This is a genomic window from Streptomyces sp. Mut1 (assembly GCF_030719295.1).
GTDB lineage: Bacteria > Actinomycetota > Actinomycetes > Streptomycetales > Streptomycetaceae > Streptomyces > Streptomyces castrisilvae.
Map to the genome: position 1 here is coordinate 1,359,483 of NZ_CP120997.1, position 20,870 is coordinate 1,380,352.

At 73.4% G+C, this 20,870-nt stretch carries 17 protein-coding genes; 6 read left to right on the plus strand and 11 right to left on the minus strand.

All coding sequences use genetic code 11. The features are described from left to right. Position 1: 1 nt before the first annotated feature. From P8A18_RS05635 to P8A18_RS05645, 3 genes are read right to left on the minus strand one after another with little or no spacing between them, the layout of a single operon-like run. Complete coding sequence (locus tag P8A18_RS05635) at positions 2–1,324, minus strand: hypothetical protein (protein ID WP_306052285.1); 1,323 nt, start codon at positions 1,322–1,324, stop codon at positions 2–4. Beyond that, on the minus strand, positions 1,321–2,130 hold the full coding sequence (locus P8A18_RS05640) for a cupredoxin domain-containing protein (RefSeq protein WP_306052287.1): 810 nt from the start codon (positions 2,128–2,130) through the stop codon (positions 1,321–1,323). Before P8A18_RS05640 ends, P8A18_RS05635 begins: the two co-directional genes overlap by 4 nt. After that, positions 2,127–4,235, minus strand: a complete 2,109-nt coding sequence (locus P8A18_RS05645) for a right-handed parallel beta-helix repeat-containing protein (RefSeq protein WP_306052289.1) — start codon at positions 4,233–4,235, stop codon at positions 2,127–2,129. The genes P8A18_RS05640 and P8A18_RS05645 overlap by 4 nt, the downstream gene beginning before the upstream one ends. Before the next feature lie 121 nt (positions 4,236–4,356). On the opposite strand from P8A18_RS05645, the gene hmgA reads away from it, so the two are divergent. From hmgA to P8A18_RS05660, 3 genes are all read left to right on the plus strand, one after another. After that, complete coding sequence (gene hmgA, locus P8A18_RS05650; protein WP_306052291.1) at positions 4,357–5,685, plus strand: homogentisate 1,2-dioxygenase; 1,329 nt, start codon at positions 4,357–4,359, stop codon at positions 5,683–5,685. A 28-nt stretch (positions 5,686–5,713) separates the two neighbouring features. Next, positions 5,714–6,514, plus strand: a complete 801-nt coding sequence (locus P8A18_RS05655) for a GntR family transcriptional regulator (RefSeq protein WP_306052293.1) — start codon at positions 5,714–5,716, stop codon at positions 6,512–6,514. A 109-nt stretch (positions 6,515–6,623) separates the two neighbouring features. Further along, on the plus strand, positions 6,624–7,868 hold the full coding sequence (locus tag P8A18_RS05660) for a type ISP restriction/modification enzyme (protein WP_306052295.1): 1,245 nt from the start codon (positions 6,624–6,626) through the stop codon (positions 7,866–7,868). A gap of 9 nt (positions 7,869–7,877) precedes the next feature. Here the strand turns inward: P8A18_RS05660 and P8A18_RS05665 are convergent, their stop codons facing one another. The 3 genes from P8A18_RS05665 to P8A18_RS05675 all read right to left on the minus strand — a co-directional run bounded on the left by P8A18_RS05665 (position 7,878) and on the right by P8A18_RS05675 (position 9,913). Next, positions 7,878–8,504, minus strand: a complete 627-nt coding sequence (locus P8A18_RS05665) for a TetR/AcrR family transcriptional regulator (RefSeq protein ID WP_306052296.1) — start codon at positions 8,502–8,504, stop codon at positions 7,878–7,880. Between the two features lie 167 nt (positions 8,505–8,671). Continuing rightward, positions 8,672–8,935 (minus strand): hypothetical protein, encoded by a 264-nt coding sequence (locus tag P8A18_RS05670; RefSeq protein WP_018556059.1) that lies wholly within the window; start codon positions 8,933–8,935, stop codon positions 8,672–8,674. 195 nt (positions 8,936–9,130) lie between these two features. After that, positions 9,131–9,913, minus strand: a complete 783-nt coding sequence (locus tag P8A18_RS05675) for an SGNH/GDSL hydrolase family protein (RefSeq protein ID WP_306060686.1) — start codon at positions 9,911–9,913, stop codon at positions 9,131–9,133. Positions 9,914–10,147: 234 nt separating this feature from the next. On the opposite strand from P8A18_RS05675, the gene P8A18_RS05680 reads away from it, so the two are divergent. Further along, entirely contained in the window at positions 10,148–11,242 is a 1,095-nt protein-coding gene (locus tag P8A18_RS05680) for a DUF5925 domain-containing protein (RefSeq protein ID WP_306052298.1), read from the plus strand. Between the two features lie 15 nt (positions 11,243–11,257). On the opposite strand, the gene P8A18_RS05685 is transcribed toward P8A18_RS05680, so the two are convergent. Further along, a complete protein-coding gene (locus P8A18_RS05685; RefSeq protein ID WP_306052300.1) occupies positions 11,258–11,632 on the minus strand; it encodes a GntR family transcriptional regulator in 375 nt (124 codons plus the stop codon). An 80-nt stretch (positions 11,633–11,712) separates the two neighbouring features. Between P8A18_RS05685 and P8A18_RS05690 the strand changes: the two genes are divergently transcribed. Next, positions 11,713–12,633, plus strand: coding sequence for a GNAT family N-acetyltransferase (locus tag P8A18_RS05690; RefSeq protein ID WP_306052301.1), 921 nt, complete (start codon positions 11,713–11,715; stop codon positions 12,631–12,633). Further along, positions 12,614–13,111: a ribonuclease FAU-1 family protein gene (locus tag P8A18_RS05695; RefSeq protein ID WP_306052303.1), complete on the plus strand. Its 498-nt coding sequence runs from the start codon at positions 12,614–12,616 to the stop codon at positions 13,109–13,111. The genes P8A18_RS05690 and P8A18_RS05695 overlap by 20 nt, the downstream gene beginning before the upstream one ends. Before the next feature lie 28 nt (positions 13,112–13,139). Here P8A18_RS05695 and P8A18_RS05700 read toward each other — a convergent pair whose 3' ends face one another. The 4 genes from P8A18_RS05700 to P8A18_RS05715 all read right to left on the minus strand — a co-directional run bounded on the left by P8A18_RS05700 (position 13,140) and on the right by P8A18_RS05715 (position 20,835). Then, positions 13,140–14,618 (minus strand): trifunctional class I SAM-dependent methyltransferase/NUDIX hydrolase/VOC family protein, encoded by a 1,479-nt coding sequence (locus P8A18_RS05700; protein WP_306052305.1) that lies wholly within the window; start codon positions 14,616–14,618, stop codon positions 13,140–13,142. A 135-nt stretch (positions 14,619–14,753) separates the two neighbouring features. Continuing rightward, positions 14,754–15,650, minus strand: coding sequence for an esterase/lipase family protein (locus P8A18_RS05705; RefSeq protein WP_306052307.1), 897 nt, complete (start codon positions 15,648–15,650; stop codon positions 14,754–14,756). Positions 15,651–16,024: 374 nt separating this feature from the next. Continuing rightward, a complete protein-coding gene (locus tag P8A18_RS05710) occupies positions 16,025–16,996 on the minus strand; it encodes a DNA polymerase Y family protein (RefSeq protein WP_371933762.1) in 972 nt (323 codons plus the stop codon). Positions 16,997–17,280: 284 nt separating this feature from the next. Further along, a complete protein-coding gene (locus P8A18_RS05715; RefSeq protein WP_306052309.1) occupies positions 17,281–20,835 on the minus strand; it encodes a DNA polymerase III subunit alpha in 3,555 nt (1,184 codons plus the stop codon). Between the last annotated feature and the right edge of the window lie 35 nt (positions 20,836–20,870).

Genomic DNA, 20,870 nt, shown 5'->3' on the forward strand with positions numbered 1-20,870 from the left:
CTCAGGCGATGAGCAGCGCGAGTCCTCCGACGGTGTACGCGATCATCAGGATCAGCAGCGGGAGCTGGCCGACGACGGCGCGCCCGGCCGGCAGGAGCCGTACGGACCTGTCGTGCGCGGCGACGACCCCGAGGACGTGTCCGGTGACGATGGCGACGACCTGGAGGGTGGCGACGCCGCCGGGGCCCAGGGGCGGTTCGGGCGGGGCGGGACGGTCGGCGCCGAACGCCAGGGCCAGGGTGCGCGGGCCCTCGGTGGCGAAGAGCGTGAAGTAGTGGGCGACGAGGTAGCCGAGGGCGATCGGCACGAGTGAGTGCGCGAAGGCGGTGAGCGGGTGGGGCAGCCGGCCGCAGACGAGCCGGGTGGCTCCGGCGCAGAGCCCGTAGAGGGTGGCGACGAGGGCGACGGCGCCGAGGAGCCCGAGGGTGGCCGTGGTGGTGCGGCCGAGCGCGGCGGTCTGGACGGTGGTGATCCAGCGCGGCGAGTCGGAGAACCCGTCGTACGCGGTGGAGCCGAGCATCACGCAGACGGTGGCGACGAGCCCGGGGAGCTGGGGGGTGGCGTCGAGTCCGTTGAACGGGGAGCGCAGGACCAGGCGCCGCGGGCCGGACGGGACTTCACGGGCACGGCCGAGCGGGGAGAGGCGGGCGAGGAGGCCGGAGTACACCTCGAAGGCGTCGGCGTGGTCGAACCAGTGGGCCCCGTACCGGGCGGCGCCCGTGAGGTGGACGGCCGTGTAGACGCCGAGGAACACCAGCAGGGCGGTGGGCGATGCCGGGTCGGGGGCGACGAGTTCGAGCCAGGTGAAGGCGAGGAGCCCGGCCGCCGCCGGCCACATGCCGAGGCGTGCGGGAACGGGGCGGCCGGCCTCCGGGTCGCGCCCGAGGGCCCGGCAGCCGATGAGGTGCAGGGTGCGCAGCGGGTTGAGCAGCCGCCAGACGGGCCCGAGGAGCAGCGAGGCGGGGACGAGCCCGACCCACAGGAGCACGTAGACGGCTCCGGGTGCCGGGTTGCGGTCCGCGTCGGCGGGCCCGACGAGCAGGTTCAGTACGACGAGGAGCGCGGCGGCGAGGCCGAGCGCGCGGGCGGTGGCACGCGTGGCGCGGGCGTCGGCCGCGCGCTGGATCGCGGCCGGCAGCGGGCGGCCCGCGCTCTCGCCGCGGAAGCGGGAGGCCGACCAGAGCAGGCCGAGCGCCAGGAACGAGACGAAGAGCGCGGCGAAGGCGCCCGCGAAGGCGTAGAACGGCGAGAGGGGCAGATCGTGCTGGGCCCCGATGCCGTGGGCGAGGACGCTCACGGCACCGGGGGCGGGGGTGCCCGTCACCGGACGACGAGCTGGGTCAGGAGCAGGTCCGACTCGTGGGTCTCCACCTCGAAGAGGCCGGTGCGGTCGGCGGTGAAGGTGAGCGTGACGGTGCGTCCGGCGGGCAGCGTCGCCTTCTTGTCGTAGCCGTGGACGTGCAGGGTGTCGTCGCGGTCGCTGCGGATGCGCAGGCGCACGGTGCGGCCCTTCTTGATCTCGGTGCGGCCCGGCGCCGGGCTCACCTTGCCGTTCTCGATGGCGAGTTCGACGGTGGTGGTGTTCTCGTCGGGCGTGGCGTCGGCGCCCGGGGAGGCGTCGCCGAGGGTGGCGGCGGCCCGGACCGGGGTGGAGCCGACGGCCCAGGCGGTGTGGTCGTCGGCGTACAGGCCGACGGTGAGCCGGGTGCCGCCCCCGGCCGCGCTCAGCAGCGACTCGGGGAGGTGGAACCAGGTGCCGTAGACGCGGGCGAGCGGGTGTCCGTCCAGGAAGAGCTGGGCGTGGCCGCGTCCGGCGAGGGCGGCGCCGCCCACGCTGTCCGGGGTGAACCGGAAGTCGCGGACCGTGAGGTGGACGTTCCAGCCGTCCTCCGAGTCGGCCCGTACGGTGATGCTCACCCCGGGCGCGCCGTCGGCGCCGACCTGGCGCAGCCGGTGGCCGTTGCCGTCGTCGGTGCTCAGGAGCCGGCCGTTGCTGCCGGTGTCCTCGGCGTGGCTGGTGCCGGGTTTGTGGTGGGTGGTGGGCCGGCCCCCGCAGGCGCCCGCGCCGAGGGCGAGGACGGCCGCGGTGAGCAGGGCGAGGACGGTACGGGCGGGGCGTGCGCGGTTCATGAGGCGTCCCCTTCCGGGGTGGTGGCGGTGGCCGGTGCGGGCGGGGCGGGTACCGGTGCCGCGCCGTCGCCGTCGTCCCCGTCCGCGCCGGTCTCCGTCTCCGCGCCCCGCTCCCCGTGCCGGGCGGCGGCCACCACGGCCCATACGACCCAGACCAGGCCGAGCAGCCCGCGAATCCAGGCCGGGCTCAGCGGAATCCACGGGATCATGAACACGCCCTTGTCCAGCGCGTCCAGCAGCGTCAGCGCGCCCAGCGCCACGGTCACCCACGCCAGCACCGGCCGTGTCGCCCGCAGCGCCAGGCCGATTCCGGTCCACCAGAGGCCGGTCAGCAGCAGGGCGACGGCCGGGACACAGGTGGCCGCGAGGCCCATGGTCGAGCCGGCCACGTCGAGGCCGAGTCCGATGACGCCGAGGACCGACGCGGCCGTGGCGAGCCGGCTGGAGCGCAGCCGGCGCCACCACAGCACCCCGCCGACGAGGACCAGGACCACGGCGATGCCCAGGGCGGCCTGCACCTCGATGCGTTCGATGCCGCGCGCCCCGTACCAGTCGCAGCCGGCAGGCAGCCGGCGTGCCTGGACGTCGTAGTCGGCGCAGACCAGCAGCTGGGCGAGTTTGACGGGTTCGCCGGCGATCCGGTCGGTGCTGCCGGAGACCGCGCCCCGCTCGTCGCCGCAGGTGGGCAGGGAGCGCGGGGTGGAGGCTCCGGTGTCCGACTGCCAGCAGTTGCCGTCGCCCTGCCCGTCCCACCAGACGTCGGTGCGGTTGGGGTGGGAGTCGCCGTTCCTGTCGGTGCCGAGGTGGTTGTCCGCGTACCGGTTGTGGTGGGAGGTGTCGGTCTGCTTGCCGAGGGCGTTCTCGCCGCGGATGAAGGCGGGGACGGCGCTCAGGAAGAAGGCGGCGCGCTGCTGTCCGTAGATCCAGTTGTTCTCGTAGATGTTCCAGTTGCCGCCCGCGGTGATGATGCCGGTGCCCGGCGGCATGGAGATCTGCGGGCAGACCACCCCGTCCTCGTAGCCGCGCTCGGCGGGCGGTTTGGCGCAGGTGCCGTCGGCGACGTAGCGGTAGTAGTCGGCGTTGTTGTCGTGGATGAGGTTGCGCTCGAAGCGGGCGTGGTTCTGCGGGAGTCCGGGGTGGCCGGGGAAGGCGCTGTCCATCGAGGCGCCGCCCATGTTGTGGTCGAACTCGTTGTCGTGGACGTAGACGGAGTCGCCCGCGGTGCCCGAGTAGCCGACCATGCTGTGGTGGCTGCGGCAGCCGGTGATCTCGATCGAGTAGCGCGGGACCTCGTAGCCGTAGCCGTCGTTGATGTCGGAGGCGCTGCCCGGGTAGATGCCGGAGTCGCCGTTGCCGTAGGACTCGCAGTTCTTGTACAGGCCGTGGTCGCTGGCGAAGGTCAGGAAGCCGTACTCGTCGTTCCAGCGGGTCAGGACGTCGTCGATGACGAAGCCGTCCTGGGCGAGGATGTAGAGCGAGTTGAAGGTGGTGCGCTGGGCGGTGAAGTTCTTGAAGTAGACGCCGTCGGAGCCGTCCGAGCGGATCGCGTTGAGCTTGCGGTACTTGGCGTCGATGACGACGTCCGTACGGGCCGCCCCGGTGCCCTCGATCTGGAGGTCCTCCTTGCCGAGGATCGCCACCAGGTTCTGGTTGTGCGGGCACTCGGCCTGCTGGGCGTAGCTGAGGATCTGGTAGCCGAGCTTGGAGTCGGGGGCCTTGAGCCGGGCGCACTCCCCCTTCGGTGCGGGCAGCGAGGGCTCCTCCTCGTACAGGCCGGGGAGGATCGCGATGTTCTTCCCGGGTCCGGTGACGGCGTCGACGGCCTGTTGCAGATGGCGGTAGCCGGAGGTGCGGCACCGCTCGAAGAGCTTGAGGTTCCTCGCCTTCAGGGCGTCGGGGAAGCCGGATATCCGGCGTTCGAAGTCGGCCCGGTCGGTCTTGCAGACCAGGAGGTCGGGCTCGCCGGTGCGGTACACGGGGACGCTGCCGGTGCCGTCGGGCAGGGTGACCGGCCGTTCCTCGTGCGCCTGGGCGGCGGACGGGGCCGCGAGTAGGGCGGCGGCGAGGGCCGCCAGAACCACCAGAAGTCTTCGTGTCCACGACATGTGCGGGAGAGTAGAGCATTGTTCAGCTTTTTGAACCCCTCTTGCACGACGAATGCCGTTGACTCGCCCCGGTTCCATTCCTACGGTTGTCCATAGGATTTCTTCGGCACCGGGAGCGCACATGAGCGGCATCGAGCAGGCGAGGAAGACGGCGGAAGGGCTGGAGCATTCCGCCGGTTTCGGGAATCAGCACAGTTCGGAGGCGGTGCCCGGAGCGCTGCCGCACGGCCGCAACTCACCGCAGCGCGCCCCGCTGGGGCTCTACGCCGAGCAGCTGAGCGGCTCCGCCTTCACCGAGCCGCGCGCCCACAACCACCGCACCTGGCTCTACCGCATCCGCCCGTCGGCGGCGCATCCGCCGTTCGTCCGGACCGGCAACGGCGCCCTGCGCAGCGCCCCGTTCACCGAGACCGTCCCCGACCCCAACCGGCTGCGCTGGGACCCGCTCCCCGAGCCCGCGCCCGGCACGGACTTCCTGTCCGGCCTGTGGACCCTCGGCGGCAACGGCGACGCGGCGCAGCGCACCGGCATGGCCGTGCACCTCTACCACGCCAACGCGGCCATGACGGACCGGGTGTTCAGCGACAGCGACGGCGAGCTGCTGATCGTCCCCGAGCACGGCGGCCTGCTGCTCCGCACCGAACTGGGCCTCCTGCGCGCCGAACCCGGCCATGTCGCCCTGATCCCGCGCGGTGTCCGCTTCCGCGTCGAGCTGCTCGACGCCACCGCCCGCGGGTACGTCTGCGAGAACTACGGCCGCCCCTTCACCCTCCCGGACCTGGGCCCGATCGGCGCCAACGGCCTGGCCAACGCCCGGGACTTCCTCGCCCCGGTCGCCGCGTACGAGGACGTGCAGCGCCCGGTCGAGGTGGTCAACAAGTTCTGCGGCAACCTCTGGTCGGCCACGTACGACCACTCGCCGCTCGATGTCGTCGCCTGGCACGGGAACCACACCCCGTACGTCTACGACCTGCGCCGCTTCAATGTGATCGGCTCGGTCAGCTACGACCACCCGGACCCGTCGATCTTCACGGTGCTGACCTCGCCGTCCGACACGCCGGGGCTGGCCGGAGTCGACTTCGTGGTGTTCGCCCCGCGCTGGCTGGTCGGTGAGGACACCTTCCGCCCGCCCTACTTCCACCGCAACGTGATGAGCGAGTACATGGGCCTGATCGAGGGCGCGTACGACGCGAAGACGGCCGGGGAGGGCGGTTTCGTACCCGGCGGGGGCTCGCTGCACAACATGATGTCGGCGCACGGTCCGGACCGGGAGACCTTCGACCGGGCGAGCGCGGCGGAGCTGAAGCCGCAGAAGATCGACGACGGACTGGCCTTCATGTTCGAGACCCGCTGGCCGGTCACCGCGACCGGGCAGGCGGCGGTGGCGGACCATCTGCAGCAGGGCTACGACGACGTGTGGCAGGGTCTGAGCAGCAACTTCAGGCCATGACGGACCCCGCCCGAGCCGGCGACGACGCATGCAGGAGAACCAGGTGCCGCAGCCCGCTTTGAACACCCCCGCGCCCCGGGACACCGCCTTCGCGCCCGACTCGCTGGTCCTGAACCGCAAACTGCCGCTGTGGTACCAGGTCTCGCAGTCGCTGCGCGCCTCGATACTGGGCCGCACACCGGACGCCACGCTGCGGCTGCCCACCGAGGAACAGCTCGCCGCGCACTACGGGGTCAGCGTCCTGACCATGCGCCAGGCGCTCAAGGAGCTGGAGACGGAGGGCCTGATCAGCCGGCACCGGCGGCGCGGCACGTTCATCGAGCCGCGCGCCCGCCGCGGCTCGCCGGTCCGGCTGCTCGGCTCGATCGACGCGATCGTGGCCCAGCAGTCGGGCGAGCGCAGCACCCTGCTCGACCACGGGCCGGTCCCCGTGCCGGGCGAGGTCGCTGAGTTCTTCCCGGACTGCGCCGAGGTCGTCGGCTACCGCAGGCTGCGGTGCGAGGAGGCGAGCGGCGAGCCGACCAACTGGGCGCAGAACTGGGTGCATCCGCAGGTGGCGGCGGGGCTGGACGCGGCCGACCTCGACCGCTGGCCGATGACCAAGGTGCTGCGCGACCGCGTCGGTGTCCCGATCTCCCGGATCACCGACACGGTCGAGGCCCGGCTCGCCGACCCGGCCACCGCCGAACTGCTCGACGTCCCGCTGCTGAGCCCGATCCTGTACTACACGGGTGTCACCTACGACGAGAGCGGGCGGGTGGTCGACGTGGCGCAGATCCGCTACCGGGGCGACCGCTTCTCCTTCTCGGTCACGGTGGAGGCGCACTGACACCGTCCCACCGCGCCGAGGGGCGCCCTGCCGCCGGACGTGGCGCCGCCGTTACGATGCCGGGGAAGGCGGCGGACGGGGCCCGGTGGGCTACGGGGAGGACGACACGGTGGCAGCACCGGCAGCGGCCGGCTCCGGCGAGGACCCGCGCGCCCCGCTCCTCGACGACCTCATGCCTTGGTCGGTGCGGCCGCTGCGGACCGGGCGCCCCTGGGTGACCGCCCCGGACGCGGTGTCGCTGCGGGCCCGCTGGGACCGGCTGGTGCGGGCATCGGGCGAGGAGCGCGACCGGCTGTTCGCCCCCACCCGCTCCCGTACGCAGCACACCGCGGTGGCCGCCCTGCCCGGCCGCTCAGGCGCCACCGGCCGCTTCGCCCGCGAGTCCGGCCCCTGCCCGGAGCCGGTGCGCGTCCTGCACGGGCCGTACGACGAGCAGTGGCTGCTCCCCGACCACCGCCTGATCGACGCGGCGCGGCCCGAGCTGTGGCGGGTCGCCGACGGCCACCAGCTCTTCGTGGTCGAGCACAGCCGGGTGCCCCGGGACCCGGGCCCGGCCCTCTCGGTGACGACGCTGCTCCCCGACGGCCACTGCCCGGCGGGCCGCGCCGGCCGTGTCCGCCCGCTGTACCGCCGCCCCGGCGGCCTCGAACCCAACCTGGCCCCGGGCCTGCTCGACCTGTTGCGCGCCCGCCACGGGGACACCGTCACCGCCGGTTCGGCGCTCGCCTGGATCCTGGCGGCGGCCCGCCCCTCCCCCGCCGGCTGCGTGGTCCCGCTGCCCGCCGACACCGCGCACTGGACGTCGGGGGTCGAGCTGGGCCGGGAGCTGCTGCGGCTCCAGCTGCGCGGGGCGCGCGGTGCGGAGCGGCCCCGGCTGCCCGGCGGGCAGCGCCCGTACGTCCGGGCCGCCGTGCCGCCGGACCCGGCGCCGCTGTCCTACGACGCCGACGAGCGGGTGCTGAGCCTCGGTACGGGGCGCGTCTCGCCGGTGCCCGCCGGGGCGTGGGAGTTCCGGGTGAGCGGCGTGCGCCTGCTGGAGCTGTGGTTCGGACACCGTGCGGCCGCTGCCGGGGCGGCGGGGCCGGAGGCGGCCGGCCTGGAGGCGATGGGCCCGCGCGTCTGGCCGCAGGAGTGGACCTCGGAGCTGCTGGAGCTGATCACGCTGCTGGCCCTCCTCGCCGAGCTGCGTCCCCGGCAGGAGGAGCTGGCCGACGCGCTGGCGTCCGGCCCGGGGATCGGCGCGGATGAGCTGCGTACGGCGGGCGTGCTGCCGGTGCCGGACGCCGCCCGGCGCCCCGCCTCCGTACTGGATCACCGGGAGGAGGGCCCGGACGGGCAGTTCGCGCTGCTGTGACGCCGGGTGTCACAGCGGGGACAGGTCCTGGTCGGGCAGGGCGACCGGCCGGTCCAGGGTGCCCAGCAGGCAGATGAAGCTGGACTCCAGGAACGCGCCGAGTTCCGCGAGGGCGTCCGGTTCGTCCAGCGGCCAGCTGGTGACGGCCTCCTCGGCGAAGGCCATCCAGGCGCGGGTGGCGACGGACAGCCGGGGCGAGTGGGGCATCCCGAGCCGCCGCTGCCCCTCCTCCACCCGGCGGGCGAGCGTGGAGCGAGTCGCTTCGACGATGTCCTCGACGGCGGGATGGCTGCCGGCGGCGCCCCGGACGAGGGCGAGATAGACCCTGCGGTGCTCGGTCACGTACGCCACGAAACCGGCGATGAACGACCGCAGCCAGGCTACGGGCTCCAGCGAGGCGTCCGGCTCGGTGGCGGCGGCGAAATCGTCGCACTCGCTGCGCACCACGGAGCGGTAGAAGTCGCGTTTGGAATCGAAATAGTGGAAAAGCAGGCCCCGCGATATACCGGCGCGGCGGGCCACGTCATCGGTGGAGAGCTCGTCCAGGGAGCGATCTACCAGCATGTCCACGCCAATCGCTACCAATTGCGCCCTCCGCTCGTCGGGGCTCAGGCGGGCGGCTCGCTTCTCGGGCATGCCGACAGTGTAGAAGTATTTCGGCACCGAATTACCTCTCCACCCATGTCACCCCGCTCACACACGGTGCGTGACCGGGTCCGGACATGGCGACGCGCCACTGCCGGCTCCGGGGATGACGGGAGAGCGGGCAGCAGCGCGATGCGATATCCGGGGCCGCGGTCGGGTCAGCGGCGGCTGCCGAAGAGCGAACGACGCAGTCGGCGCAGTGGCGCGAAGAGCGAGACCCGCGCACTTCTGCTGCGGCGGCTGTGCGCGGCGTCGCGCGAGGTGAGCTCGCGCATCAGCAGCGTCGCTTCCGCGGACTCGCGCTGCGGGACGACGGGACCGCCCAACACCGCGAGATGGCGGTCGAGGCGCGAACTCGTCGCGCTGCTCCCGCATGTAATGGCAGGCACGCGCGCCCTGCTGCGCACCGTTATCTGTTCCATGTCACTCCCCACCCGTACGAGGGCACTCGGCCCGGGGCAGGTTAACCCTATCGCCCCGCGCCGGCACTCGTGTATCCCGGGCACAGGATTACGCACACACATACGGAGATTGACGACCCGTCGGCGAATGCGCCCGATTCCGGGGCGAGTTGGCCACCCTGCGGAAGGCGCGCCCCTTCCGGGGCGCACCCGCGGTCAGTCGAGCGCGTTGAGCACGGGCAGGTAGCCGCCGGACTGCCCGGCGGCGAGGGGGTGGTAGGACTCGCCGATGTTGAGCCAGTTCAGGCTGTGCAGCCAGGCGCTTCCCGAGCAGATCTCGTGCCCGGTGAACTTGGCGGCGACGTCACCGAAGCTGAAGCCGTGGTCGGCGGCGCGCTTGGCGGTGGCGGCGTTGAGGTAGTCGGCGGCGCCGTTGATGGCGGTGCGCACCTTGTCGCTCAGACCGACGATGCAGCTGCCGCCGATCTTGTAGAAGCGCGGGTAGCCGAGGACGACGACATGGGCCGAAGGGGCCTTGGCGCTGATCGCGTTGTACACGGAGTCGAGCCGCCCCGGCAGGGTGGTGTCCACGAAGCTGCGGGCGGTGGCGATCCGGTTGAGGCAGGTGGCCTCCGACTGGAGGACACAGGTCGTCATGACGTCGGCGAAGCCCGCGTCGTTGCCGCCGATGGAGATCGAGACGAGGTCGGTCGAGGCGTTCAGCGGCCCGAGCTGCTTGGCGGTGACATCGCTGGTGATCGCCCCGGAGCAGGCGGTGAAGGCGAAGGAGGAGGGCGAGTTGGCGGCCGCCCACAGGGAGGGATAGGCCAGCGTGCTGCGCTTGCAGTCCCCGCTGGAACTGATGTAGCTGCCGGAGCCGACGCCCGAGGAGTACGAGTCCCCGAGAGCGACGTAGTCGACGGACGGCGCGGCGCTCGCGGTGGCGGCCCCGGTCAGGGCGATGACAGCACCGAGCAGGAGCGAGGACGAGAACGCCACAAGTCTGGACAATTTCACGGAATCTCCCTTGGACCGACCGGCAGGATCTCTGCCTACTCAGTGGTAGCAGTGCGGACGCCATTTCCGGAAGTGTTCATGCCAAGTCGAACGGATGAGCTTTTACCGAGAGGCGCATGACGGCACGTCAGCCACCACCTGGCACAACACCCCGAACCACGCGAAGGTCACGAAACACGGGTGCGCCGCATGGCCCGGTGCCGGATCATGGGCGTCATGTCCGACAACCCCGAGACCGCGCTGCCGATCCGGCTCAACGTCGACGACAGCGACTCCCCGTCCGACGTCGTCGACGCCCTGTTCCTCGGCCGCTTCGCGACGGGCGAGCAGCCGCACTCGCACAGCACCTCCCTCGACCGGGTCAGGGCGGGCGCCACCATGCTTCCCCCGGCCGCGAAGGTGCTGCGTTCCGCCCGCGACGACGACCGCAGCGCGACGCTCGCCGAGGGCGACGGCTGGACCCTGCTCGTCTCGCGCTGGAACCGGGGCGCCGACGTCACGGTCACGGCGACCGGCCCCGAACTGGCCGAGAGGATCTTCAAGGAGGCCACGGACGGCGTCGTCGACGAGCCGGAACCGCAGCCGGACAACGTGACGATGGGCTTCTGGTACGTCTCACCGCGCCGCGGCCCGTACCGCACGACCCGCCGGATCGCGGCCGGTTCCTGGGACGAGGTCCGCCCCAACTACACCGCCCCGGTGGCCGGGGCGATGGACCGGCTGATGAAGGTCACCCCGGACGACATCGCCGGCCGCCTGCTCCTGCTGCACGGCCCGCCCGGCACCGGCAAGACCTCCGCCCTGCGCACCCTGGCCAGGTCCTGGCGGGACTGGTGCCAGGTGGACTGCGTCCTCGACCCCGAGCGCCTGTTCAACGACGTCGGCTATCTGATGGACATCGCGATCGGCGAGGACGACGGCAACGCGAAGGGCCGCTGGCGGCTGCTGCTCCTGGAGGACTGCGACGAACTGATCCGCGGCGAGGCCCGCCACACGGCCGGCCAGGCCCTGTCCCGTCTGCTGAACCTGACGGACGGTCTGCTCGGCCAGGGCCGCAACGTCCTGGTCGGCGTGACCACCAACGAGGACCTGGAGCGCCTCCACCCCGCCGTCGTCCGCCCCGGCCGCTGCCTCGCCCGCATCGAGGTGGGCCCCCTGACCCGCCAGGAGTCACTGGCCTGGCTCGGCACCGAGGAGGGCCTCCCCCGCGACGGCGCGACCCTGGCCGAGCTCTACGCCCTGCGCCGCGGCACCCGCCCCGCCTCGGTCCCGAAGCAGGACTCGGGGGCGGACGCGGGGCTGTACCTCTGAGGGACCGGGCCCGCCTCAGCCCGGGTACACCGCCCGCACCGCGTCCTCGGCCAGTTCCAGGGCGCGGGCGCGGGACAGGCCCAGGCGCCGGGCGTGTTCCGCGTAGTCGCGGGCCGCGGCGGCGGCGTTGCGGTCGGCGGTGTCGCCCGCGGCGGCGATGAACGTGCCGTTGCGGCCGCGGGTCTCGATGACGCCGTCCGCCTCCAGCGCGCGGTAGGCCTTGGCGACCGTGTTGGCGGCCAGGCCCAGCTCCTCGGCGAAGCCGCGTACGGTCGGGAGCCGGTAGCCGACCGGCAGCGCGCCGGAGCGGGCCTGTTCGGAGATCTGCGCGCGCAGCTGCTCGTACGGGGCGGTGCCGGAGTCCTGGTCCACAGTGATTCTCGAAGTCACGGAACGATTGTCCCCCACGCGCCCCCGGCCCGCGGAAAATGGGAGGCGGCCGGGCCCGACGCGTGGATACGGTCCGGGCCATGACTGTCATCGTGCGCGACTTCCGGCCCGAGGACGCCGAGGGCTGGGTGCGGGTGCGGCGCGCGGCCCTCCCGTACATGATCACCACGCCGGAGCAGGTCGTCTTCGAGCTGGCCGGCTCGCCTCCCGGGCGGCGCTACCGGCTGCTGGTCGCGGAGGAGGACGGCGAGGTCATCGGGACGGCACAGGTGGGTCTCGCCCACGAGAGCCCCGAACCCGGGCAGGCGTTCTGCAATCCGTACACGCATCCGGAGCGCACCGGCCGGGGCGCGGGTGCGCTGCTGCTGCGCACCGCCGAGGAGTATCTGGCCCTGGCCGGTGCGACCTCGGTCTACACCTGGGTCCTGGACACGCCCGGCAACCGGGCGTTCGCCGGGAAGCGCGGCTACGCGCCGCGCCGTTCGGCGCACTTCCTCCATCTCGACCTGACGGACGGCCCACTGCCGCCCCGTCAGGAACTGCCGCCCGGCATCGAGCTGCGGACCGCCGCCGACTTCGCGGACGACCCGCGCCCGCTGTTCGAGATGGACGCCGAGGCCACCGAGGACGAGCCCAGCGACACACCGGCCCAACTGGCGGACTACGAGGAATGGCTCGCCCGGACCTGGCGCGACCCCTGCCTCGACCACCGCCTCACCTCGGTCGTGGTGGCCGACGGTGAGGTGGCGGCCTTCAGCGCCGCGCGGACGGACGGCGCCGGCCGCTACTGGTCGGGGATGACCGGCACCCGGCGCGCCCACCGCAACCGCGGCCTCGCCAAGCTCGCGAAGAACGACTCGCTGCACCGGGCGCGGGCCACCGGGTACACCGACGCCTACACCGGCAACGACGCCGAGAACGGTCCGATGCTGGCGGTCAACGGCTGGTTCGGCTACGAGATCTGTGCCACGGAGGTACGCCATGTCCGTAGGTTCGGCTGACGCCGGTCTGACGATCGTCCTGGTCAAGGCGGGAAAGACCAAGATCAGGTATCCGGCGGCCCTGGTCGCCGACGACGGTGTCCGGGTGACCGTGCGGGCGCCCTGGGCCGCTCCGGGCACACGCGACTTCGGCTTCGTGCGCTTCGAACCCGGCGACGTCTTCACCGAGCACTACTGGCGTGACGCCTGGTTCGCGGTGAAGGAGGTCCGCACGGGCTCGGGCGAACTCAAGGGCTGGTACTGCGATGTGACCCGCCCGGCCGCGGTCCGGGACGGCGAGCTGGTCGTAGAGGACCTGGACCTCGACCTGTGGGTGTCCGCCGACCGCGCGCAGGTCCTGCGGCTGGACGAGGACGAGTTCGAGGAGAGCGGGCTGGCCGGGCGCGACCCGGAGGCGGCGAAGGCCGCGGTGGCGGCGTTGGACGGGCTGGAACGGCTCGCGCGGACGGAGGAGGGGTTCGCCGCCCTGCTGGGCTGAGCCCCGCCCCTCCCCGGACCGCTCCCCCTCAGCGCACCACCAGCTCCACCTCGTACCCCGCCGCGTCCTCCAGATAGGCGGCCACGCATCCTTCGCCGCCCGCGTGCGGATGGCGGTCGGCGAAGAGCAGCCGCCAGCCGTGGTCCGGGGCCCGGGCCACCAGCGTGTCCAGGGTGGCCCGGTCCTCGACATGGAAGGCCAGGTGGTTGAGGCCGGGACGCTTCCGCTCGTGCGCTCCGGCGGCCAGGGCGGGCGACTGCTCGACCACCACGTAACTGTCGCCGCGCCGCCAGCTGCGCCCGTGCGTCCACCGCTGGTACGGGACGTGGCCCAGCTCGCCCAGGAGCCACTCCCAGCCGGGCGTGGCCGCCGCCAGGTCGGGCACCCACAGCTCGATGTGGTGGAGCAGCCCGGTGCGGGTCCCGCCGGGCGGCAACGCGACGGCGCGGCGCTCCCCCTCCGGTTCGAACGCGACCGTGTCGCCGTCCTCGTGCCAGTGGATCAGGAAGCGCTCGCCCGCCCGGTAGCCGTCGAGGCCCGCGCGGCAGTACGCGACCATGTCGTCGGGAAGGTCGTCCAGCGGGTACCAGGCCAGCTCGGAGCACTTGTCCGGTTCGCGGTTGTACGGGGGCCTGGTCCGGTCGTACGCCGCTTCGAAGAACCACCCCGTCCGGGGGCTGCCGCCCGGGGCCCGGTGCTGCATGACCAGCGCCATGCGCAGCTCCTCCGGGTCGAGGACGAGACCGATCTCCTCGGCCGCCTCCCGGACCACCGCCTGCCGCACGTCCTCGCCGTCCTCCACGTGCCCGGACGGGGCGTGCAGCAGGCCGTCGGCGTATCCCGTGCCGGCCCGGCGGGCGAGCAGCACGTCGGAGCCGCGACGGAGGATCAGGTGCACGTCCACGACCTCGGTGTGCCGGTGCGGCCGGCGCGCGCGGGCCACCAGGGCGTACCGCTCGTCGTCGACCTCCTTGCCCCACAGATCGCGGTCGTCGGACAGCCGTTCGTGGTGGACGCGCTCGGTGAGCGGGGCGAGCAGCGTGGTGAGGTACCCGGCGGACAGGCCGTCCCCGTTCCACACCCCCTCCACCAGCACCAGCCTTCCGCCGGGGCGCAGCAGCCCCGCCCAGTGGCGCAGGGCGGCCGCCGGGTCGGGCAGCAGCCACACCACGTGCCGGGCGAGGATCACGTCGAATCTCCGGTCGCCGACGGGGGGCCGGGCCGCGTCCCCGACGAGCACATCGGCGTCCGTGCCGGCCAGCTTGGCGCGGGCGCGCTCCGCCATGCGCGGCGAGCTGTCGACGGCGGTGAGCCGGTGTCCCCGGCCGGCCGCGAGCAGGGACAGGCTCCCCGTACCGCAGCCCAGGTCGAGCACGTCGCAGGTCTCGGTGGGCAGCCAGCTCTTCAGCCGCCGCGCCCAGGCGTCGCGGACCACCGGGTCGAGCAGGCCGTGGTCTGCCTCCTCGTCGAACGAGGCGGCGGCGGAATCCCAGTCGGTCGTCGTCATGGTCCGATCGTGCCAGCCGCCACTGACAACGCCCGCTCCGGCGGCCGACGCGCCCGGGGCCGGACAGCGCCCCGTCCCGCCGCCCGGCACGGACGCCGGGCGGCGGGACGGGGGTGGTACGGCCCCGGGCAGGCCCTAGCCGATGACCGAGAGGCAGGTGGTCGGGGTGGCGTGCGCCGGGTCCAGGGCGTTCGCCACCTCGTGGTAGGCGACGCGGTCGATCGTCCCGATCGCCACGTGCTCGGACAGGTCGACCGGGCACAGGTCCTGGAGCAGGACGTTGCGCACGTCCGGCCCGTCCAGGAACTGCGTCCGGTACGGGGTCACGACCTCGTCGTACCGGGTCGCTATGACGGTGTAGTGCACTCCGGGGACGGTGTCCGGCAGGGAGTTGAGCTTGGTGATGAAGGGCGATCCGGCCACCTGGTCGGCGAGTCCGGGCGTACCGGCGTTGAGCAGGTCACCGACGCCGGGGAAGTAGGGCAGGAGCTTGGTCAGGCCGAGCAGGGTGGTGCCGTGGTTGTCGGGCGCGAGCCCGATCATGGCGTTCACCTTGGCCGCCCCGCCGAGGAACTTCAGGTAGTAGTTGGGCATCATGCCGCCCTGCGAGTGGCCGACGATGTCCGCCTTGGCAGCGCCGGTCGAGGAGAGCACCTTGTCGACGAACGTGGCGAGCTGCTGCGCCGACTTGTCGATCGGGCCGAGGCCGTTGAAGAGCGGCACACCGGGGAGCCGGCCGTAGTCGAGGGAGTAGACGCAGTAGCCCCGGTTCACCAGGTAGGGGGCGAGGACCAGCCAGTTGTCGACCGAGTTCCCGAAGGTTCCGTGCACCAGGACGACGGGGCGGGGGTGTGCTGCGGAGGGCTTGCAGGAGTAGTCGTTCCAGCCGTGCGAGGTGGCGGCCGTCGCGGCGGTGGGGGTGGCCGCGGCAGCGGTGGCCGTGGGGGTGGCGACCGCTGCGACGGCGAGAAGCAGGGCGGCGAGCGTCCGGCGCGCGCGGGGGGAGCGCGGCGCGCGGGTCCAGGGCAGCATCGTGGGGTCTCCTTGCGGCTCAAGGGAGTTGCGACGTCTGTGCACCCTGCGGCCCGGACCACAAGTACTGCGCGTTCTGCGTGCTCATGCCAAATTACGCACGAGTAGGGTTTCCTGGGAAGTTACGCGTCGGTAAAAAGTGCGCGGGATCGGCCGGAGCGCCGTCCGGACCCCGGGCACGCCGCGCCTCGTGGCCGGCCGCGAGCCGTCCCCGGCCTTCGCGCACGCGGTCGGGCCGCGAGCCGTCCCGGCACGACCGCGTGCGCGGGGGCCGGGGTCAGGCCGCGAGCCGTCCCGGCATGACGGCGTGCGCGGGGGCCGGGGTGGTCAGGCCGCGAGTCGTCCCGGCACGACCGCGTACACGGGGGCCGGGGTCAGGCCGCGAGCCGTCCCGGCATGACGGCCCGGGGCCCGAACCTCTCCCGCAGCCGGTCCGCGACCGCCTCGATCCGCCGCGCCCGCTCGTCCACCGGGTCGAAGGTCAGCTGGTGGGCGGCCCGCCCGGCATCGCCGAGTCCCTCGGCGCGCAGCCCGATCCCCCGCACCCGGGCCCGTTGCAGGGCGAACGAGTCATGGACGCGGTACGCCAGCGCGGTGAGCTCCGCGGAGTGTGCGGTGGGCTCGCGCAGGGTACGGCTGCGGGTCAGCGTCGAGTAGCCGGTGCGGTCGGCGTAGCGCACGGAGACCGCGAGCGAACGGCACACCTGGCCCTCGCCGCGCATCCTCGCCCCCAGCTCCTCGGTGAGCGACATGAGCGCGCGGCGCTGCCGTTCCCGGTCCAGCTCGTCGCGCGGGAAGGTCCGTTCGGCGGCGACCGAGCGGGCGGCGGCGTTCGGCACGACCGCGGTGCGGTCGATGCCGCGCGCCCGTTCCCACAGGTCGCGCCCGGTCCGCGCCCCGGTGATCCGTTGCAGGGTGCCGAGCGGGGCGGCCGCGATCCGGCCGACGGAGTCGAGCCCGTATCCACACAGGGTGCGGGCCGTCGCCGTCCCTACGCCGTCCAGCGCGGCGGCCGGCCGGTCCGCCAGGAAGGCGGCGGCCCCGCCCGCGGGCACCACGAAGGTGGTCCCTGGCGCGGCCTGCCGCAGCGCCATCCGGGCCAGCATCGGATTCCGGGCGGCCCCGATCGCGCAGTCCACCCCGTACAGGGCCAGGGCGCGGACCCGGATCACGGAGGCGAGGCCCTTCGCGTCCCGCCCGAAGTAGCGCAGCGCGCCCCGCACATCGACGAGCGCGCCGTCGGGCGGCACCGCCTCGACGACCGGGGTGAACGAACCGAGCAGGGCGAGCAGCCCCGCGTAGCCGGCGGCGTCCGGGGGCCCACCGGCGACCCGCCGGAACCGCAGACAGAGAATCCCGGGCTGCTCACCGGCCAGGAGCACCCCGGATTCCGCTCCGGCCCCGCGTACCTCGGACAACTCGTCAGCCACAAGCGCCTCGGGCACCTCACCGGCCCCACGTACCCCGGGCATCTCGCCGGCCCCACGCATCCCGGACACATCGTCAGCCGCAAGTGCCTCGGGTACATCGCCGACCACAAGCACCTCGGGCACCTCAGGCACCTCAGGCACCGCAAGCGCCTCAGGCATCTCACCGGCCCCGCGTACCTCGTCACCCCCACGCAGCTCGTTCATCCCGCACTCCCCGGGCTCTGGTGCCAGAGTTTCCTTCCGGTGGGCAGCCCTTCGCCGGGCGGCCGGAGGTCGGCCCACGGGTTCATCTCGTAGCCGGTGGGCATCCGGATGCGGCGTCCGTCGTCACCGGCCGGCGCCGGGGCCTCCCCGGACCCGGACCCGGGCTCGGACCCAGGCTCCGGCTCCGGCTCCGGCACCCGCGCCAGCCGGGCCGCGACCGCGTCGAGCCCGCCGGTACGCCGCAGCTCGGCCAGCTCCGCCAGGTTCCAGGCGGCCGCGCCGACCACGCTCAGGCTCCGCGCCCCGCGCCGCTGCACCACCCCGCGCACCAGCAGCAGCCAGGAGTGGAAGACGGTGTGCGCGCAGGCGGCGTGGCTGTCGTCGAAGAAGGCGAGGTCGACCAGGCCCGTACCGTCGTCCAGGGTGGTGAAGACGACCCGGCGGCCGGAGCGGATCGGCGGGGTCTGGGTCGCCGCCTTGGCGCCCGCGACCAGCACGGTCTCCCCGTGCCGCGCCTCGCGCAGCTGCTTGGCCGAGACCGCGCCGAGCTCCTTGAGGAAGGCGTGGTGATCGCTCATCAGGTGGCGCGAGACATCCATGCTCAGCACGCCCAGCTCGGCGCTGAGCCGTTCCGCCTCGTTGAGGTCGGGCAGGCCGACGGACGCGGTGCGGTGGCCGCCGCCGAGCGGGAGCTGAGCGCCGCCGCCGCCGGAACCCGCGCCCCGCTGGGCGCGGTGCAGTTCGGACAGGTGCAGCAGCAGGTCGCGCCGGTTGGCCCCGAACGCGTCCAACGCGCCGACCTGGGCCAGCCGTTCGGCGGCCGGCCTGCCGGGACGGGCCCGCTGCCAGAAGTCCAGCAGCGAGCTGTAGGGCTGTCCGGCCTCGATCCGGTCGACCTCGGCCGCGCTGATCCCGTGGACGTCCGAGAGCGCCAGCCGCAGCCCCCAGCGCTCCCCCATCTCCCCCTCATCGGACACCAGTTCGATTTGGTGGGTGGCCGCCGACCGGTTGACGTCCAGCGGCAGCACCGGCACCCCGCGCCGCCGCGCGTCGGCGAGCAGCAGCCGCTTGGGGTACATCCCCGGGTCATGGGTGAGCAGACCGGCGTAGAAGGCCGCCGGGTGGTGCGCCTTCAGCCAGGCCGACTGGTACGTGGGCACCGCGAAGGCCACCGCGTGCGCCTTGCAGAAGCCGTAGCTGCCGAACGCCTCGATGATCTCCCAGGCACGGGCGATCACCTCCGCGCCGTACTCGCGCGCCGCCGCGTGCTGGGCGAACCAGATCCTGATCCGGCCCTGCGACTCGGGGTCGGAGAGCCCGCGCCTGACCCGGTCGGCCTCGTCCCGGCCGCAGCCGGTCATGATGTCGACGATCTCAATGATCTGCTCGTGGAAGACCACCACGCCGTACGTCTCGCGCAGCGGCCCCTCCAGGTCGGGGTGCGGATAGCGGACCGGCGCCCGGCCGTGCCGGGCCTCGATGAACGGGCGGACCATGTCGGCGGAGACGGGGCCCGGCCGGAACAGCGATATGTCGACCACCAGATCGTGGAAGTCCTCCGGCTGGAGCCTGCCGACCAGGTCGCGCTGGCCGGGCGACTCGATCTGGAAGCAGCCCAGCGTCTCGGCCGTCCTGATCAGCCGGTACGTCTCCGGGTCGCCCGGCTCCACACCGTCCAGGTCGATCTCCCGGCCCGAGGCCCGCTTCACCTCCGTGACCGCGTGCGCCATCGCCGACTGCATCCGTACGCCCAGCACGTCGAGCTTGAGCAGCCCGAGGTGCTCCACGTCCTCCTTGTCGAACTGGGACATCGGGAGGCCCTCGCCGCTGGTGGGCATGACGGGGGTACGCCGCAGCAGCGAGGCGTCCGAGAGGAGGACCCCGCACGGGTGCATGGCGATGCCGCGCGGCAGGGCGTCCAGCGCCTCCACCAGCTCCCACAGCCGCCCGTACTTCTCCTTGGTCCTGGCCACCTCGCGCAGTTCGGGCAGTTCCTCCATGGCCGCGCGGGCGTCGCGGGCCCGGATGTGCGGGAACGCCTTGGCGAGCCGGTCGGTCTCGGCCGGGTTCATGGAGAGCGCGGCGCCGACGTCGCGGATGGCGTGGCGCACCCGGTAGGTCTCGGGCATGGCGACGGTGGCGACCCGTTCGGCGCCGAAGCGGCCGATGATCGCGCGGTAGACGTCGAGGCGGCGGGCCGACTCGACGTCGATGTCGATGTCGGGCAGCACGAAGCGGCGCTTGGACAGGAAGCGCTCCATCAGCAGCCCGTGCTCGACCGGGTCGGCGTGGGCGATGCCCAAGAGGTGGTTGACCAGCGAACCGGCGCCGGAGCCGCGGGCGGCCACCCGCACCTTCATCTCCCGTACGTCGTCCACGACCCGGGCGACGGTGAGGAAGTACGAGGCGAAGCCGTGGTGGGCGATGATGTCCAGCTCGCGGTGCATCCGGTCCCAGTACTCCGGCCTGCGGTCGTAGCCGTGCAGGACCATGCCGGCGGCGGCGCGGGAGGCCAGCACCCGCTGGGCGGTGCGCCGGTCCGCGCCGACGAGGCGGGGTTCGGGGAAGCGGACGGAGCCGAGGCCGATGTCGCCCCCGGGCTCGACCACGCAGGCCTCGGCGGTGTGCCGGGTCTCCGCGAGCAGCCGCGCCCCGGCGTCCGGGCCGAGTCCGGCGGCCATGGTGATCCGCTCGGCGTTCTCCGCCATCGCGCGGGCGCCCTTGAGCCAGCGCTCACCGCTGTCGAGCGGGGCGCGGCGCGGGTCCACGGGGACGAGCCCGCGGGCGGAGTCGAGCACGTCGGCGACCGGGCCCTGGCCCTCGTCGGCGTACCGGACGGCGTTGGTCAGCACGGCCCGTACGCCCTGCTCGGCGGCGAGGCCGACGGTACGGGCGGCGAGCCGCAGCGAACCGGGGCCGGTGCCGGTCCTGCCGTGGTCGACGGCTTCGAGCCGCAGGTCGTCGCCGTACAGCTCCCGCCAGGGGGCGAGGAGGGCGGCGGCCAGGTCGGGGCGGCCCGCCGAGAGCGCCCTGCCCACGTCGGACGCGGGGCCGAGCAGCACGGTGAGCCCTTCGGCGGGCAGCGCGAGCCGTTCGACCAGGGGCCGGCCGCCTTCGGGGACGGCGGCGTGGGCGGCGGTGACCAGACGGCACAGCTCGGCCCAGCCCTGTGCGCCGTCGCGGGCGAGGAAGGTGACCCGGGGTGCGGATTCATCGACAAAGGCACCCCCGCGGGCCGGGGTCCGGGGCCGGTCCCGCCGCGTACGCCCGTCCCCTGCCGCGGGGCCCACCGCGAGGTCCACCCCGAACAGCGGGCGGACCCCTTCCCGCTCGCAGGCACGGGCGAACCGGACCGCGCCCGCCAGGGTGTCGCGGTCGGTGAGCGCGAGGGCGCCCATCCCCCGTTCGGCGGCGCGCTCCGCGAGCCGCTCCGGGTGCGAGGCCCCGTACCGCAGGGAGAACCCGGAGACGGTATGCAGATGCGTGAACCCTGGCACCTGCACCTCCTGAGCCGATCCGTACGCGCTGGCCACCCCCTCGCTCTCCACCATAAACCAAGTTTCGAACATTCGTACGATACCCGGTG